General features: G+C 53.4%; 13 protein-coding genes. 5 read left to right on the forward strand and 8 right to left on the reverse strand.

The features are described 5' to 3' along the window. Positions 1-1,737, reverse strand: a complete 1,737-nt coding sequence (menD, locus tag SYN_RS13555; protein ID WP_011418773.1) for a 2-succinyl-5-enolpyruvyl-6-hydroxy-3-cyclohexene-1-carboxylic-acid synthase — start codon at positions 1,735-1,737, stop codon at positions 1-3. Continuing rightward, the gene (locus SYN_RS13560; protein ID WP_011418774.1) at positions 1,737-3,098 is read right to left on the reverse strand and encodes an isochorismate synthase; all 1,362 of its coding nucleotides are present in this window, start codon (positions 3,096-3,098) and stop codon (positions 1,737-1,739) included. The genes menD and SYN_RS13560 overlap by 1 nt, the downstream gene beginning before the upstream one ends. Positions 3,099-3,353: 255 nt before the next feature. On the opposite strand from SYN_RS13560, the gene SYN_RS13565 reads away from it, so the two are divergent. The 3 genes from SYN_RS13565 (at position 3,354) to SYN_RS13575 (ending at position 6,724) form a co-directional block, all read left to right on the forward strand. Continuing rightward, on the forward strand, positions 3,354-3,806 hold the full coding sequence (locus SYN_RS13565; protein ID WP_011418775.1) for a Fur family transcriptional regulator: 453 nt from the start codon (positions 3,354-3,356) through the stop codon (positions 3,804-3,806). 132 nt (positions 3,807-3,938) lie between these two features. Next, entirely contained in the window at positions 3,939-5,408 is a 1,470-nt protein-coding gene (locus SYN_RS13570) for a catalase (RefSeq protein ID WP_041585147.1), read from the forward strand. 284 nt (positions 5,409-5,692) lie between these two features. Further along, positions 5,693-6,724, forward strand: a complete 1,032-nt coding sequence (locus SYN_RS13575; protein WP_011418778.1) for an undecaprenyl-diphosphate phosphatase — start codon at positions 5,693-5,695, stop codon at positions 6,722-6,724. Positions 6,725-6,860: 136 nt separating this feature from the next. Here the strand turns inward: SYN_RS13575 and SYN_RS13580 are convergent, their stop codons facing one another. The 3 genes from SYN_RS13580 to SYN_RS13590 form a co-directional block, all read right to left on the reverse strand. After that, a complete protein-coding gene (locus SYN_RS13580; protein WP_041585148.1) occupies positions 6,861-7,910 on the reverse strand; it encodes an agmatine deiminase family protein in 1,050 nt (349 codons plus the stop codon). Positions 7,911-7,926: 16 nt separating this feature from the next. After that, positions 7,927-8,802, reverse strand: coding sequence for a carbon-nitrogen hydrolase (locus SYN_RS13585; protein ID WP_011418780.1), 876 nt, complete (start codon positions 8,800-8,802; stop codon positions 7,927-7,929). Between the two features lie 184 nt (positions 8,803-8,986). After that, a complete protein-coding gene (locus SYN_RS13590; protein ID WP_011418781.1) occupies positions 8,987-10,108 on the reverse strand; it encodes a glycosyltransferase in 1,122 nt (373 codons plus the stop codon). Between the two features lie 291 nt (positions 10,109-10,399). Here SYN_RS13590 and SYN_RS13595 point away from each other — a divergent pair, with 291 nt between their 5' ends. Then, the gene (locus SYN_RS13595; RefSeq protein WP_041585149.1) at positions 10,400-10,786 is read left to right on the forward strand and encodes a transposase; all 387 of its coding nucleotides are present in this window, start codon (positions 10,400-10,402) and stop codon (positions 10,784-10,786) included. A gap of 39 nt (positions 10,787-10,825) precedes the next feature. Then, entirely contained in the window at positions 10,826-12,412 is a 1,587-nt protein-coding gene (locus tag SYN_RS13600) for a glycosyltransferase family 39 protein (protein WP_011418783.1), read from the forward strand. A gap of 329 nt (positions 12,413-12,741) precedes the next feature. Here the strand turns inward: SYN_RS13600 and SYN_RS13605 are convergent, their stop codons facing one another. The 3 genes from SYN_RS13605 to SYN_RS15925 all read right to left on the reverse strand — a co-directional run bounded on the left by SYN_RS13605 (position 12,742) and on the right by SYN_RS15925 (position 14,321). Next, entirely contained in the window at positions 12,742-13,647 is a 906-nt protein-coding gene (locus SYN_RS13605; protein WP_011418784.1) for a cation diffusion facilitator family transporter, read from the reverse strand. A gap of 52 nt (positions 13,648-13,699) precedes the next feature. Further along, a complete protein-coding gene (locus tag SYN_RS13610; protein WP_011418785.1) occupies positions 13,700-13,999 on the reverse strand; it encodes a hypothetical protein in 300 nt (99 codons plus the stop codon). Positions 14,000-14,063: 64 nt separating this feature from the next. Beyond that, on the reverse strand, positions 14,064-14,321 hold the full coding sequence (locus tag SYN_RS15925; protein ID WP_083756507.1) for a zf-TFIIB domain-containing protein: 258 nt from the start codon (positions 14,319-14,321) through the stop codon (positions 14,064-14,066). Between the last annotated feature and the right edge of the window lie 341 nt (positions 14,322-14,662).

The raw sequence follows: 14,662 nt of genomic DNA on the forward strand, positions 1-14,662 counted from the left end.
TTATGGCAGGCGAACGTTCTGAAATGTCTGGAACGTTCGCAGATCCTCTTCCGGGTCCAGGGTGACCTCCAGCACGGCGGAACGTTCCGCATCCAGGGCCGATTCGTAAGCCTTTCTCAACTCGTCCGGCGTTGCCGCCCTGAAATAGGGCAGGTCGAACTGGGCAGCCAGCAGGTCGAAGGTCATCCCATGAGGCGTAGTCATGTACGGTTCGAGAATTTCAGGGAAGTCGCGGATCGGAAGGCGCTCGAAAATCCGTCCTCCGCCGTTGTTGATGATGATCAGGACAACGGGAGTTGCGCTCTGAGCAAGCAGCAGGAGCGAATTCAGATCATGGAGGAAGGAGATGTCGCCGATGACCGCCGTCACCCGCCGCCGGGAGGCCTCGGCAAAGCCGACACTCGTGGCGATGTTCCCCTCGATGCCGCTGACCCCCCGGTTGGAAATCACGGATATTTTCCGAGGGAAAGGCGACCGGAATTTATCGAAGGCACGGATAACCAGGGAATTGCCCAGAAAAAGGCCTTCCCCGTCAGGCACCGCACCGAGGAGATCGGAGGCGATCCGGGAAAAGCTCAAAGTTTCTTCCGGAATCCGCCGCTGCAGGGCCTGGTAGAGGGTCTCCAGCGAATCGAGGAACAGGCAGCAGGCGGTTGCGTCCAGCGAGGGATTCTCCTGGAGGTGCAAGCCTTCGACAAAAGCAAAGGCGGGCATCGAAAGGCGGACATTCACCCGGTGGGCCGGATCGCGCAGGCCGGCCCGGGGGCTGATCTGAATCACCGTCGCCTCGCTGTGCGGAAGCAGGGAAGCGAAATAATGCTTGGAAACGAGGCCGGAACCGAACTGCAGGATCGTCTCCGGGGCATAGGCGCTGACCAGCCGGAGGGCTTCGGGATGATCGAGACTGAAGATCTGTCTGTCTGAAGGAATCCTTCCCTTCATGGAAGAAGCGATGTCACAGAAAACCGGCCAGCCGAGCTTCTTCGCCAACTCTTCGAGTGCCGGGGCATCCCGGGGTCCATCAAGGCGGCCGATGACGATCAGCCCTCTGGCGGTCCGGTTGAGAATCGCCTCAACGTCTTCAAGGCCGGTGTGCAGGGTTCCCGGTGAGGGATACGTTGTATACGCTCCTTCCCGAGCATACAGACGCCCTGCCGTCGCCAGCAGCTCGTCCGGAATCGGTCGGGAATCGGGAATTCCCGGAACCAGTGGATCCCGAAAGGCGCAGTTGATATGCACAGGTCCCACAGGGCGGGCAATCAGGGAATCGATCCTGGCCAGCAGGGCCTCCAGGGGATAATCGGCGGAGGGACAGGGAATCAGAAGGGAATCGCGGCAATAGCGGCCATAAAGGTCCGGCTGGACAATCGTCTGGTTGGCGTCGCTGCCGATCAGCTCCGGAGGGCGATCAGCGCTCAGAATCACCAGCGGGATCTCGTCCCGGAAGGCCTCGATCACCGCCGGATAATAATTGGCCGGCGCCGTGCCGGAAGTGCAGACCAGAACGCCGGGGCGGCCGGCGGCCTTCGCGTGACCAAGCGCCCGATACCCGGCTGCCCGCTCATCCACGCAGATCTTCTTTACGGAGCGCTCTTCGTGAATCAGGGCGGAGATCAGCGGCGCGTTACGGTTTCCGGGAGAAATAAAGAAGGTATCCAGCCCGTTCTTGACCAGTTCGGCGACGATCAGCGAGGACCACAGCAGATTCAGGTTATCGGACAGCGGCATTCTGGGCATCAGCGCTCCTTCATGATGGCGGCGAAATTGTCCATTTTCTTTTCCGTTTCACTCCATTCGGCATGGGCGTTCGATTGCGAGACGATGCCCGCTCCGGCAAAAATATGCAACGCCTTCCCGTTGACCAGGGCCGAGCGGATGCCGACGGCAAATTCGGCGTTCCGGCGGTTCATCCAGCCGATGGGAGCCGCGTACCATCCCCGCCGGAAGGGTTCATGACGCCGAAGGCATGAGCGAATCTCCTCCTGGGGAAGACCGCCCACCGCCGGGGTGGGATGAAAAGCCGCGGCAACGGAAAGGGGCGAAAAACTCGAATGCGCCCTACCGGAAAACCGGGTAACGATGTGCTGGACGTTCTGCAGCTTCAGGATTTCTTCCCGGGATTCCATCCGCACATCCGCACAGAGCCGGTTCATCCCGGCCTCAATGAACCCCGCGACGAAGCGGTGTTCTTCCAGTTCCTTAGGCGAACTTAACAGTTCCGCTTCGAGGCGCTGATCGTCGAAGGGGGTTTTCCCCCGGGGACGCGTTCCGGCGATGGCCTCGGTCAGAATCTGTCCGTTCTGCATGCGGAACAGCCTTTCCGGAGAACGTCCCAGAAACGCGATGCCGTCATCGACCTGGTAAAAAAACGTGAATGAATTTTCCTGAATTCTCGACAGAGACGCGATAATCTGCGCCGGGTTCCACAAATCCCTGTGGGTGATGACTTTTTTACGGGCCAGAACGATCTTTTTCAACTCGCCCTCCCGAATCGTCCGCAGCGCCTTTTTGATCATCCGGTTCCATTGCGGCTTGTCCGGGATGAGCTGCCTGTCCGCGACCGCCGGCTGAAACTCTTTCGGAAAGTTCCGGGTCAGGGCGTCCAGGGATTGCAGGGCATCGGCCAGTTCCCGGCAAACCTGCGCCCTGGACATTTCCTTTTTGTTGACGCAATTCACGCTGATCCGGACACCTTCAGGAGATCGCCGGATTTCCACCAGCGGAAGGGTAAACCGGAAGCGGCCGAAGGGCTCCCATTCAGGAGAAGAGGGTTCCTCATCAAAGGAAAAGCCTCCGAAGACGGGAATCGTTTCATCCGCATCCCACAACCAGCTAAATCCGTTCAGGATTTCATCCTCGCCGGCGGCCTCGATGTTCAGGGCACTCCCCAATCCCCCAAGTTCAAACAGATCGTCCCTGGCGCTGTAATAGAACTTTTCCGGGATCTGACAGGAAAGGATGATGTCGAGGATCGGATCACTCAACTCCGTCCGGTTCTCGATGCGCAGAAGATAACCGGCCTCTTTCCTTCCGGAATTTCGGGACAACCGGTCAATCTCTTCCCGAAAGAGGGGATAAAACAGAAAATCGGACTTCATGGGACGGATAATGATGAATTTCCTCTTTTAATAAACATCTTTCCGGAAGGAGACGTATTACAAGAACGACCCGATGTCAATGAAAGATCGAATCTTTTTTCCTTCCCACTTCCTTGATACATTCCATCTTGACACTCCCGTCTGCCTGCTCTACATTGTTTTTTACTTTCATTTCAATCCTGCCTGGGAACGTTAAGATTCAACAGGTCTCTTCATGATTTTTCGCGAAATAACATTGGGTAAGCAAGGCAAAGCATGGACCCCTTAGAGGAAAAAATCGCCGCCTTTGAGACGGCCTGCCGCAAAGCCGGCCTCAAGGTCACCCGTCAGCGCCGGGAGATCTACCGCGAACTCCTGCTGTCGACCGATCATCCCTCTGCGGAGGCCCTGCATCAGCGTCTCCGTGGCATACTTCCCGGAATTTCCCTGGACACGGTCTACAGAACCCTCGCGACCCTTGCAAGCGCGGGATTGATCAAGAAGGTGGAAACCTCGGAAAGTCTCTCCCGTTTTGAGGCAACGTTCAGCCGGCATCACCATCTCATCTGTCGCCAGTGTGGTCAGATTCAGGATTTTACATGGTCTTTTCTCGACGAGGTCTCTCTTCCCGATGAAATCGGAGACTGGGGCCGCATCGATTCCAAAAACGTCGTGGTTTATGGCATCTGCAGTACCTGTCTCAATCAAACTCACAAAAAGAATTTCTGAAATAAACATTGTTTTTGCCATCTAAATAAGATAATTTCTTATTTAGAAAATCGTCAGCGGCCATTGTTAATAGTTCAGCCAACCTTTCCCGGCTTTCTGCCGGGACAACGCAAAATAAGGGAGGAGAAAGCAATGAGCAAGGAAAAGAAATTAACGACCCGGGCCGGCGCCCCCGTCGTCGACAACAACAACATCATGACTGCCGGGCCACGAGGGCCACAGCTTCTGCAGGATGTCTGGTACCTGGAGAAAATGGCCCACTTTGACCGGGAGGTGATTCCCGAACGGCGGATGCATGCCAAGGGCTCCGGCGCCTACGGCACCTTCACCATCACCCAGGACATCACCAGGTACACGAAGGCAAAGATCTTTTCCGAGATTGGGAAAAAAACAGAGATGTTCGCGCGCTTTTCCACGGTGGCCGGAGAACGCGGCGCTGCCGACGCCGAGCGGGACATTCGCGGTTTTGCGCTTAAATTCTACACCGAGGAGGGTAACTGGGATCTGGTGGGCAACAACACGCCCGTCTTCTTCCTCCGCGACCCGCTCAAATTTCCGGACCTCAACCATGTCGTCCATCGCGATCCGCGCACCAATCTGCGTAACGCCAACAGCATGTGGGACTTCTGGACGTCCCTGCCTGAGGCCCTGCATCAGGTGACCGTGGTAATGAGTGACCGCGGGATCCCGGCAAGCTATCGTCACATGCACGGCTTCGGCAGCCACACCTTCAGCTTCATCAGCCCCAAAAACGAGCGCTACTGGGTCAAGTTCCACTTCCGCACCCAGCAGGGGATCAAAAATCTCACCGACGCGGAGGCTGAGGCTGCAATCGGCCAATGCAGGGAAAGCCATCAGCGGGATCTCTACTACAGCATCGAGAACGGCGATTTTCCGCGCTGGACCATGTACGTCCAGATCATGACTGAAGAGCAGGCCCTGAACCATCCCTACAACCCCTTCGACCTGACCAAGGTCTGGTATCACAGCGATTATCCCCTCATCGAGGTCGGAGTCATGGAGCTGAACAGGAACCCGGAAAACTACTTCGCCGAGGTCGAACAGTCCGCCTTCAATCCGGCCCACGTCGTGCCCGGCATTGGTTTTTCACCCGACAAGATGCTCCAGGGTCGCCTCTTCTCCTACGGCGACGCCCAGCGCTACCGGCTCGGCGTAAACCATCTCTCGATCCCCGTAAACGCACCCCGCTGTCCCTTCCACAGTTATCACCGCGACGGCCAGATGCGGGTAGACGGCAACTACGGTTCGACCATCGGCTACGAACCCAACAGCTACGGCGAGTGGCAGGAGCAGATCGACTTCGCCGAACCGCCCCTTAAGCTCTATGGCGACGCCAAGAACTGGAACTTCCGCGAGGACGATGACGACTACTACACTCAGCCCGGCAAACTCTTCCGCCTGATGAGTCCGGAGCAGCAGCAGGCCCTTTTCGGGAACACCGCCCGCGCCATCGCAGAAGCTGCAAAAGAGATCAAGATGCGCCACATCGGCAACTGCATGAAGGCCGACCCGGCCTACGGCAAAGGAGTGGCCGACGCCCTGGGCCTTCCTCCGTATCCCATGAGCGATATCTGCGCGTAAGCCTTGTTTGTCTCTGCTCACACCGACCTGAGCAGGCGGCGGCTCCAAAGAAGATCGGGCAGCCGCCTGCTTTTTTCGTCAGACCGATCCCTGTCGGCAGAGGCTCCCCCAATAATCCTCTCTCTTTGCCAAACCTTTTTCTGTGCATTGCGGCCACTATCTCATTGACAGACCCGCCGGCTTTCCTTAAGCTCTCTGTCCCGGAAAGGATTTACAAATTTACTCAAAGCCGTTTCCCTCATTCCCCGGAATGACAGGATACCGCTTTGTCAGGAGATCTTTTATTGAAGAAACACCACCTCCGACATGCTCTGCTTGTTCTTTCAGCCGCAATCCTTCTCGCGGTTTCATGCTCCTTTTCCGCTGCCTCCGCCTCCGCGTCCCCGCCCGCATCCGAGAAAAAAATCGCCGTATGGGAGGCCGCGATCCTGGGAGTTGTCGAAGGCATCACGGAATATCTGCCCATCTCTTCCACAGGACACCTGATCCTTGCCAGCCACGCCCTGGGTATGACGCAGTTCAGTGAAACGCGCGGCCCCCTGGGCACTCTCATGGTTAAAAACGACGCCATGGACTCTTACAACATTGTCATTCAGCTCGGGGCGATCCTTGCCGTCCTGGGACTTTATCGCAAGCGGGTGAAACAGATGCTGAAAGGATTGAGCGGGGCTTTGGCTGTCCTTGTATCCCGCAGGTCGGTCACGGCACTGGGGGATTCTGAGCGGCAGGGGCTCAAGCTCCTTGGACTGCTGCTGCTCGCCTTCCTGCCGGCCGCCGTGTTCGGGAAACTCTTTCATGAAGTCATCGAGACGTATCTTTTTGGCCCGCTGCCCGTGGTGTACGCCCTGGTGGCCGGCGGGGTCCTGATGATCGGAGTGGAGTATTTCTTCTGGCTGAAGGATCGCAACCGGCTGCGCATATCCGATGTCAATTCGATGTTCTACCGGCAGGCCCTGTTCATCGGGATGATGCAGGTGGTGTCGATGTGGCCGGGAACGAGCCGGAGCATGATCACCATGATCGCCGGGCTGATCGTCGGCCTCGACATGATCGCGGCCGCCGAGTTCAGTTTTCTCCTGGCCCTGCCGACCCTCGGCGCGGCGACGCTGTATTCCGGATACAAAAACTGGCATGCCCTTGATGATTCCGCCGGAATGCTGGCCCTGGCAGTGGGACTGGCCGTGAGCTGGCTGACCGCCGTGATCGCCGTAAAAGCCCTGGTCAGATGGCTGACCCATCACGGCCTCATCCCCTTCGGCGTATATAGAATCCTGCTGGCAGGGGTTCTGCTCATCTACTTCTGGCAGTGGAGATGACGGAGTTGAGTTCTACATCGAAACTATGCCTTGGACGACGGTGTCATCGTTTCCTGAATGATCGCCTTATCTATCCCGCACCGCCCCGGCCGCCCTGCTTTCGTCTCTGATCTGGAATGAGATGGAATAAAGCGCCTCAGAGGGGGCTTTCCGGTTCCTGCTGGCTGAGACAGTGCCAGCTTCCCAGGCCCCAGATGATCTCCACGGAATCGATGCCGATGACGGACCGGTCGGGAAAACAGCGGCTCAGAAGGTCGATGGCTTTCTGGTCTTCGACGCACTGAAAGGTTGGAACGATCACGCCGGCATTGCAGATGTAGAAATTGGCATAGGAGGCGGGCAGGCGCTGCCCGTCGTAAAAGACCGGATGCGGCATGGGAATTTCAACGATGTTCAGTTGCCTGCCGTTGAGTAAACGCATTTTTTTCAACGCCTTCAGGTTGTCCCGCAGGGGCCGGAAGTTGGCGTCCTTCCGGTCGGGTTCCACCATGGTGATCACCGTGTCGGGCGCCACAAAGCGGGTCATATCGTCGATGTGTCCGTCGGTGTCATCCCCTTCGATTCCCTCACCCAGCCAGAGCACCTGCTCCACTCCGTAATAATCCTGCAGAAACTGTTCGATCTGCCCCTGATTCAAACCGGGATTCCGGTTTTCGTGCAGCAGACAGGACCTCGTCGTCAGAACGGTCCCCCCACCGTTGAAATCCACGGCTCCTCCCTCCATGACGATCCCCGGGGAAAAAACGGGGAGACCGAGAGATGAGGCGACGCGCCGTGGTATCGCATTGTCCAGGCCGTGGGGATATTTGTTTCCCCAGGCGTTGTACTCCCAGTTGACGATCACTTTTCCCGGCCTTAGTTCCGGCCGTCGCGCGATCAGGAAAGCCGGACCATGATCCCGGCACCAGGCGTCATTAGTGGGATGTTCATAAAGAGAAATCTGTGCCAGGTTTACGCCGATTATCTCCAGCGCCTCCCGGACCTGTCGGCCCATGGCCTCGTTGGCCACGTTGATGTTGACCCTCTCGCCACGGCTGATCTCCCGGATAAACTGGTTGTAGAAGGGAAAAATCGTGGCAATCTTCCCCGGCCAGGAAGCCTCGTTATGGGGATAGCTCAGCCAGGTAGCGGCGTGACGATGCCATTCGGGAGGGAAAAAGTAACCCAGGTCTTTCGGTGTCTTCATAGAATCGGCGGAAGTCTCAGTCAAGGAAACGCTTTTGAAGATCCCCGTAGGATTCGATCCGGCGGTCACGCAGAAAAGGCCAGTGAATCCGGTAGAAGTTGGTGAGGGACAGATCGATACTCTGCACATGCACGACCTCTTCATGGTGCGGGGCCTGCCAGAGAACGGTACCCAGAGGATTGGAGACAAAGGAACCGCCCCAGTACTGCATTTCCCCTTCCCTACCCGTACGGTTCACCGCCACGACATGCAATCCGTTGGCGATGGCGTGCCCCCGCTGGATTGTCTGCCAGGCATCGAACTGTTCCCGGTTGGCCTCTTCGTTTTGAGCCGTTGCCCAGCCTATCGCCGTGGGATAGAAAAGGATATCAGCGCCCATCAGGGCGGTGATCCGGGCCGCTTCAGGATACCACTGATCCCAGCAGATAAGCGTCCCGATTTTCGCGTAACGGGTCGTAAAGACGCGGTATCCCAGGTCGCCCGGCGTAAAGTAGAACTTTTCATAGTAGCCGGGGTCGTCGGGGATGTGCATCTTGCGGTACTTACCCAAGTATTCTCCTCCCGCGTCGATCACGGCCACGGTGTTGTGATACAGACCCTCCGCCCGCTTCTCGAAGAGAGAGGCGACGATCGCCACATCCCGTTTCCGGGCCAGCGCCTGCAGGCGTTCGGTGGTAGGTCCGGGAACGGCTTCGGCAAGCCGGAAGCAGTCATAGCTTTCCACATCACAGAAATAAAGGGACGTAAAGAGCTCCTGAAAACAGAGAATCTGCGCCCCCTGCCCAGCGGCGATTTCGGCCTTTTCCAATGCCCCGGCCAGATTTTGCTCCATGTCCGGTCCGCAGGCCATCTGGATCAGGCCAACCGAGACCTTTCTTTTTTTTCCGTTCATGCCCTGCTCGATCCTCTGTCGGTTTCTGGTCTTTCTTGAAGTACACCGATATACATACCGGCTTTACGATTGTCAATTACTGAATCCTGAGAGGAGCTGCCGTTGTAATCAATTGGTTAGCCGAACTGGATCAGGTCATTCTCTGTATTTGTAACCGGTTTTCTCAAAAATTGCATCTCCCGGTCTACAAGGATTTCCTATGTTTGAATACAAAGAGTTTGCTTCCCATAAAATTGATTACTGTGCCTCCGAGAATGCCCATGAAGGCCGCCGTGAGATAATGCGTATTGAAGAAGTGAATATGTTCATATAGATAGACAGAGACAAGCCAGTTTATAGTAAAGCCGATCAACGACACCAAGAAAAAAGACAGGTATTGTCGATAGATATTCCCCTGTTCCGCTCTTGAGAATGTAAACCTCCTGTTCAATAGGAAATTGGAGGTAACGGCAAAAATAAATCCGATCACCCGTGCAATGCGAAATTGGAATAGTTTCGAAACGATGCCGAAAATTACAAAAATCTGCATTGATAAATAGACAAATGTGAGATCAACCATCATGCCGAAGCCGCCGATGAGGCAAAATTTTGTGAACTCGGCAAGGGTTTTGTATTTATATTCAAACAGCCTTGTGATGTGTATAAGATAGTATATCTGTTCCTTTAGCGACAGTTTGCTTTCACCGAACAGTCTCTCCTGAAATTGAATAGGAACTTCCGATATTCTCTTTGGAGAAGCCTTGACAATCATTTCCAAGCCTATTTTGAACCCAAGGGGATTCAATGCAGGTAATGGATTAAGCATCTTTCCAGGAAAAGCGAAAAAACCTGCCATCGGATCGGAAACACGGGTAAAGGGTCTGGCTATCATCTTCGATAACCAGGCATTCAACTTGCGATACCAGTTGAAATGGTGTGCAGAGCCGCCTTTAACGAACCTGCTGCCGATCATAAAATCACAGCTGCCATCCAATATCGGGGCGACGAGTTCCGGTATTTTTGCGGGAGGATGACTCAAATCCGCATCCATAATGACGACAACCTCTCCCGTAACCAGTCCAAACCCGGAAATCACAGCGGAAGACAGGCCCTTCTCGGATTTTCTGACCTTCAGTTCTATGTTGTATCTATCTTTGATCTTCTCAATGGCTTCGATGATGCCGTCTTTTGAATCATCATCCACAACTATGATTTCATAAGTAAGGTTCGCATCCTTCATAGCCCGATCAATCTGTTCCGACAGAGGGGTTATGTTCTTTGCTTCTTTATAGGTTGGGACAATGATGGAAACATTCATGGCATTCATTCTTAATCCTCAGTAATCCTTCGATTCTATTGCTCCGGAAATAACTATATCAAAGTACGATCGCCTTCTTCGAAAATTATGAGCGTCCCCTGATTTTTTATTGGTAGTATAAAACATTTTGTGTAAAATTCATTGCGCTGAAGAGGTAGTAAAAAAGGCGCTTTTCCTTTAAAGAGGTTTTAGTCCAAAACCATAGATTAAAGGAGAAAGCGCCACGAAACTGGAAGTTACGGTACCTGAGATTGTGGATATTATCAAGCCGATTCAGGAGAAACGGGGGGATTGTTTGAGATGATGCGCCTGGATGTTCGCGGGAGTGTCGGTAAATATCTTTCCCGGATGATGGACGCTGAACTCTGCCATTTACTGAAAAGGGAATATTATGAGTACGGCAAGGGGGAAGTGAATCATCGGAATGGTCATTATTCCCGTCATTTCACCCTCAAAAGGATTGGGAAGGTCGATGTGGAAGTTCCGCAAAACCGATGGGGCGATTTCCGGAGCCAAGTTCTCCCAAAAAGTAAGCGGTACGAAGAGGAACCGGCCTCATCCTGGCGGGAATTTTTCAAGGATCTGAAGTCCCGGGGCATGGACCGCCGAAAGGTGGAATTAGGAATTATGGATGGCCTGCCTGTCTTCAAGAAACTGGTCCAGGAAAATTTTACACAAAATAGTTGACACTACCTCTTTAACATTTCTGCATATGCGGATGGATAAATGTCTCGAGATCAGCACACCATACAAAAAATGATTCCCCGAATCGGACTTCCCGGCACGGCATTGCGGTACGCCGGACTGAGGTGGCAATGGGTTGGTACCTTCGCACTGTTGCTCGTCTTGGCACTGGGGCTTCGTCTGCTGGCAATGGCAAACGTGCCGTTGATTCCCGAGGAGGCGTACTACTGGATGTACGCGCAACACGCTGAACTCAGCTACTTCGATCATCCACCGATGATCGCCTGGGTGATCGGTCTGGGAACGGCGGTTTTCGGCCATACGGAGTTTGGTGTCCGCATCGTCGGGAACCTGTTGATGCTTGGCGCGAGTTTGCTGATGTACCGATTCGGACGGGCCTGGTTCAGTCAGGCGGCCGGTGCGGTGGCAGCTTTGCTTCTGCAAGTCTTGCCGGTGTTTTTCGGTGTCGGGTTTATTGCGACGATGGACGCGGCGTTGGTTTTTTTCTGGATGCTCGGTCTGGTCGGCGTAACTGCCGCGTTGCGTGACAACCGAGCGTGGGGCTGGTATTTGGCCGGATTCGCCCTCGGTTCGGCCATGCTCAGTAAGTATACTGGCTTGTTCCTGGCTGTGGGGACAGGACTGGCGGTTGTTGCACATCGACCATGGCGGCGGCATCTGCAAACCATCCACCCATACCTATCGATCCTGTTCGCGGTGGCCCTTTTCAGCCCGGTCATCATCTGGAATGCACAGCACGACTGGGCCAGTTTCCGTTTCCAGTTCCTGGATCGCTTCACCGCTGAGCCGATTAGAGTTAGCACGATGCTGACGTTCATAGGATTTCAACTCCTGATCGCAACACCGATCATTTTCTGGGTTTACGGTCGACTCACTGTCCAACTGCTTCACAAACCGCTGCAGGCGTTGCCCCCGCAATCTACCCTCACGTTTGCATTCAGCTTGCCCCTGTTTTCGATAATGGCATATAAGTCGCTCCGGTATGGCGTCCACATCAACTGGACGCTCCCCGCATTTCTCAGTCTTTTGCCCGCCGTATCGCAATGGTTTATTGATCATGGACTTGCCGACTTCAAACGCCGGCTGTGGACACGCGGATTTGCGTGGACGATCATACTCTGCGTTCTTTTCAATATCAGTTCGGCCGCATACCTGCTGATCCTCCAGCCACGCGTGCAATGGATCTCGGCATTCGGGCCGTGGAAGCAGTTAGCCTCTATCGTCGAGCAGTACGAAGATCAACTTGAGTCAGAGACCGGGCGTGAGCCCCTGATCATCGCGGAGGGCGCGTACCGCCTGGCCAGTGTCCTGGCCTTTTACCGCAGGCCAGTAGAACACCACGTGAACACAGCCTGCTACACAACCAGCCAGTGGGTTCTCGGAGGGAACGGCCTGGGTTATCCCTACTGGAGCGACCGTAATCGCTGGCAAGGGAGTGTCGCCATCTTTATCGACGACGACGAAGGCGCTCTCGCAAGAACGCGGGATCACTTCGATGAAGTCCGGCTGGTAACAGACGCGCGTCTGCTTGAACTCGGACGGCATAAATACCAGCTCGTTATGGGCAAAAACCTGAAGTTAGGCAATGATTCGGTTTCCAGTAAATAATGATCGAGACGATGCAGAATGCCGTTTCAAACGTTGGCTGTCCTTTTTTCATCCCCAACCTTAATCTCCTCGCAAAATCGACTCTGTATCAACGGCTGAAAGTCTCATGCCAAGCTTCTCATAAAGGCTGATCATACAGCAGAAGCGAAATTGAGACACTTGGCAGGGTGGTGTTAGTCAACTCTGGGGGTTGCTTCCTGTAACAGCATATCAGCCAATTACTGAGGGAGTGCAGCCTTTCGAGTGGCAATCAATAAAACCTCAGCCTCTCAATTAATGGATACAATCCCACTGATTATTTCAAGAAAAGAACCGATAGATAGATAGAATTAAAGCCGTATTAAATCTTTATGTTCCCCCTCAGGTTCGTGCGGATTGACGTGAATCGTGACATCCCCGACATTGGTAAACTTTTCAAATAAGCGCTTTTTAACTAAAACCGTTGCTTCATGTGAATCCTTAACTGTCATATTGGGGTCCATCTCCAGTTTGAGGGTCATGATGAGGTACTGGCCAGAACGGCGACAGCGAACCTCGTGGACACGTTCAACCGCCGGAATTTTATCCACCTCTGCAGCTATCTCACAGATCAGTTCCTCTGGAGCCTGGCCATCCATCAGGTCATGGGCCGCGTTATGGAAGGTTTCCCAAGCAATATAAAAAATGAAGAAAGCTGTAAGGACTGCGGCGAGAGGATCCATAACTGATATACCCAAATATGCCCCTCCTACTCCAATCAGCGTTGCTATAGAGGTAAGGGCATCCTTGCGATGATCTTTTGCAATGGCATCCACGGCCGGACTCTCAAGCCGTTTCGCTACACTTCGGGTATAATGGAAGAGGGCTTCTTTAATGATGACAGTTGACACAGCAGCAAGAATAGCGATCAGATGCGGTTCCAGATATGATCCGTTCATGATAGTCTGGACTGCTCTGAAGAGAATGCCGCCACCGGCGGAAAAAATAACGAGAGAAACCAGGATCGCAGATATGCTTTCTGCTTTGCCATGACCAAAGGGATGCTTCTCGTCAAGTGGTTTACGGCCGATTTTGAGTGCAATCATCGTGGAAATAATTGCTACAAAATCGCAGGCGCTTTCCATGCCGTCAGCAAAAACAGCTTCCGAATTGCCAAAATGACCAGCCAGAAGTTTCATGGTCATCAGGACCGCATTGACCCAGAAGCCAATGGAGATAATGCGGTCCGCCATCCCGAATCGTTCGTCTCTATCCATGGCTTTCCCAGTTACGAACTCTCATGAATCAATCTGTGACGTTTCGCATGAATCAGTCTTTTTCTTCTGATGAATCCTCATCATCGGAATCTTTCTCAGACTTTTCCTCGCCCGACTTGGCAACGCCCTTCTCATTTTCTTTCTGCTCGTTACCGGTACCTGGAATTACCTGATCAAGCTGCTTTTTTATTTCCTCTTTCGTTTTGGCAACCTCGCCCTCAACCGACTTTTTAGCTGCATTGGTAAGTTCCTTTGCCGTTTCGCTATCACCGCACCCTGTTAAAAAAAATGTCGCCATGATGAATATGGCAATCAAGGTTCCATTTAAGATTTTCTTTGCCAGGTTATTCATATCATTTCTCCTTATTTATTATAGACATTAGATTATGCGCTACACGGCCTGAATCACCTTGATATTAATCAAATAAATCATGGAGAAAGCCTCGTTTCTTTTTGTGATGATCTTCGTAATGATCATCGCGATGCTTATCATAATGATGATCATCCCGCCTCTCCGGATTGGGCCGGGAAGGCATTCCCGATGTTGACCGTTCGATTATCTTGTCCAGCTCGCCCCTGTCCAGCCATACACCGCGACATTTCGGACAATAGTCAATTTCTATACCCTGACGTTCTGTGATGGCCAAGGGGATATTACAAATGGGACAATTCATGGTTCTTTCTCCTATGGGTTGAAGTGTTTTTTGATAATTAAGCTGCTCGAACACCTATAAAACCAACAGACAGGGCTTCGATAACTTTCATCTTCTTGATAAAAATTCAGTGGTTTGTTGAATTAAAACCTGGATGGGGGAGCTTTATTGGGATAAGTGCCTGCTATCTGAGAATGGATGAAGAGTGTTTTTTTGTCACGTAAAATTCCGGATAAAAACAGAAATATTGCAATCATCAAAAGATGAAGACTCGCGACGGCAGGAGCGGAACTACCCTCTATTTTACTGAAGGACCCATTGAGGGAGGCCTTAAGCTTGCAGATAGAGCAAGTGGGCGAACC

The sequence above is a fragment of the Syntrophus aciditrophicus SB genome (assembly GCF_000013405.1).
Lineage (GTDB): Bacteria > Desulfobacterota > Syntrophia > Syntrophales > Syntrophaceae > Syntrophus > Syntrophus aciditrophicus.

Excerpts from the sequence above, each read along its gene's own strand:
- SYN_RS13570 (WP_041585147.1), top strand. The coding sequence starts at position 3,939 with ATGAGCAAGGAAAAGAAATTAACGACCCGGGCCGGCGCCCCCGTCGTC.
- SYN_RS13600 (WP_011418783.1), top strand. The coding sequence starts at position 10,826 with ATGTCTCGAGATCAGCACACCATACAAAAAATGATTCCCCGAATCGGA.
- SYN_RS13585 (WP_011418780.1), bottom strand. The coding sequence starts at position 8,802 with ATGAACGGAAAAAAAAGAAAGGTCTCGGTTGGCCTGATCCAGATGGCC.
- SYN_RS13595 (WP_041585149.1), top strand. The coding sequence starts at position 10,400 with ATGATGCGCCTGGATGTTCGCGGGAGTGTCGGTAAATATCTTTCCCGG.
- menD (WP_011418773.1), bottom strand. The coding sequence starts at position 1,737 with ATGCCCAGAATGCCGCTGTCCGATAACCTGAATCTGCTGTGGTCCTCG.
- SYN_RS13590 (WP_011418781.1), bottom strand. The coding sequence starts at position 10,108 with ATGAATGCCATGAATGTTTCCATCATTGTCCCAACCTATAAAGAAGCA.
- SYN_RS13565 (WP_011418775.1), top strand. The coding sequence starts at position 3,354 with ATGGACCCCTTAGAGGAAAAAATCGCCGCCTTTGAGACGGCCTGCCGC.
- SYN_RS13580 (WP_041585148.1), bottom strand. The coding sequence starts at position 7,910 with ATGAAGACACCGAAAGACCTGGGTTACTTTTTCCCTCCCGAATGGCAT.
- SYN_RS15925 (WP_083756507.1), bottom strand. The coding sequence starts at position 14,321 with ATGAATTGTCCCATTTGTAATATCCCCTTGGCCATCACAGAACGTCAG.
- SYN_RS13560 (WP_011418774.1), bottom strand. The coding sequence starts at position 3,098 with ATGAAGTCCGATTTTCTGTTTTATCCCCTCTTTCGGGAAGAGATTGAC.
- SYN_RS13610 (WP_011418785.1), bottom strand. The coding sequence starts at position 13,999 with ATGAATAACCTGGCAAAGAAAATCTTAAATGGAACCTTGATTGCCATA.
- SYN_RS13605 (WP_011418784.1), bottom strand. The coding sequence starts at position 13,647 with ATGGATAGAGACGAACGATTCGGGATGGCGGACCGCATTATCTCCATT.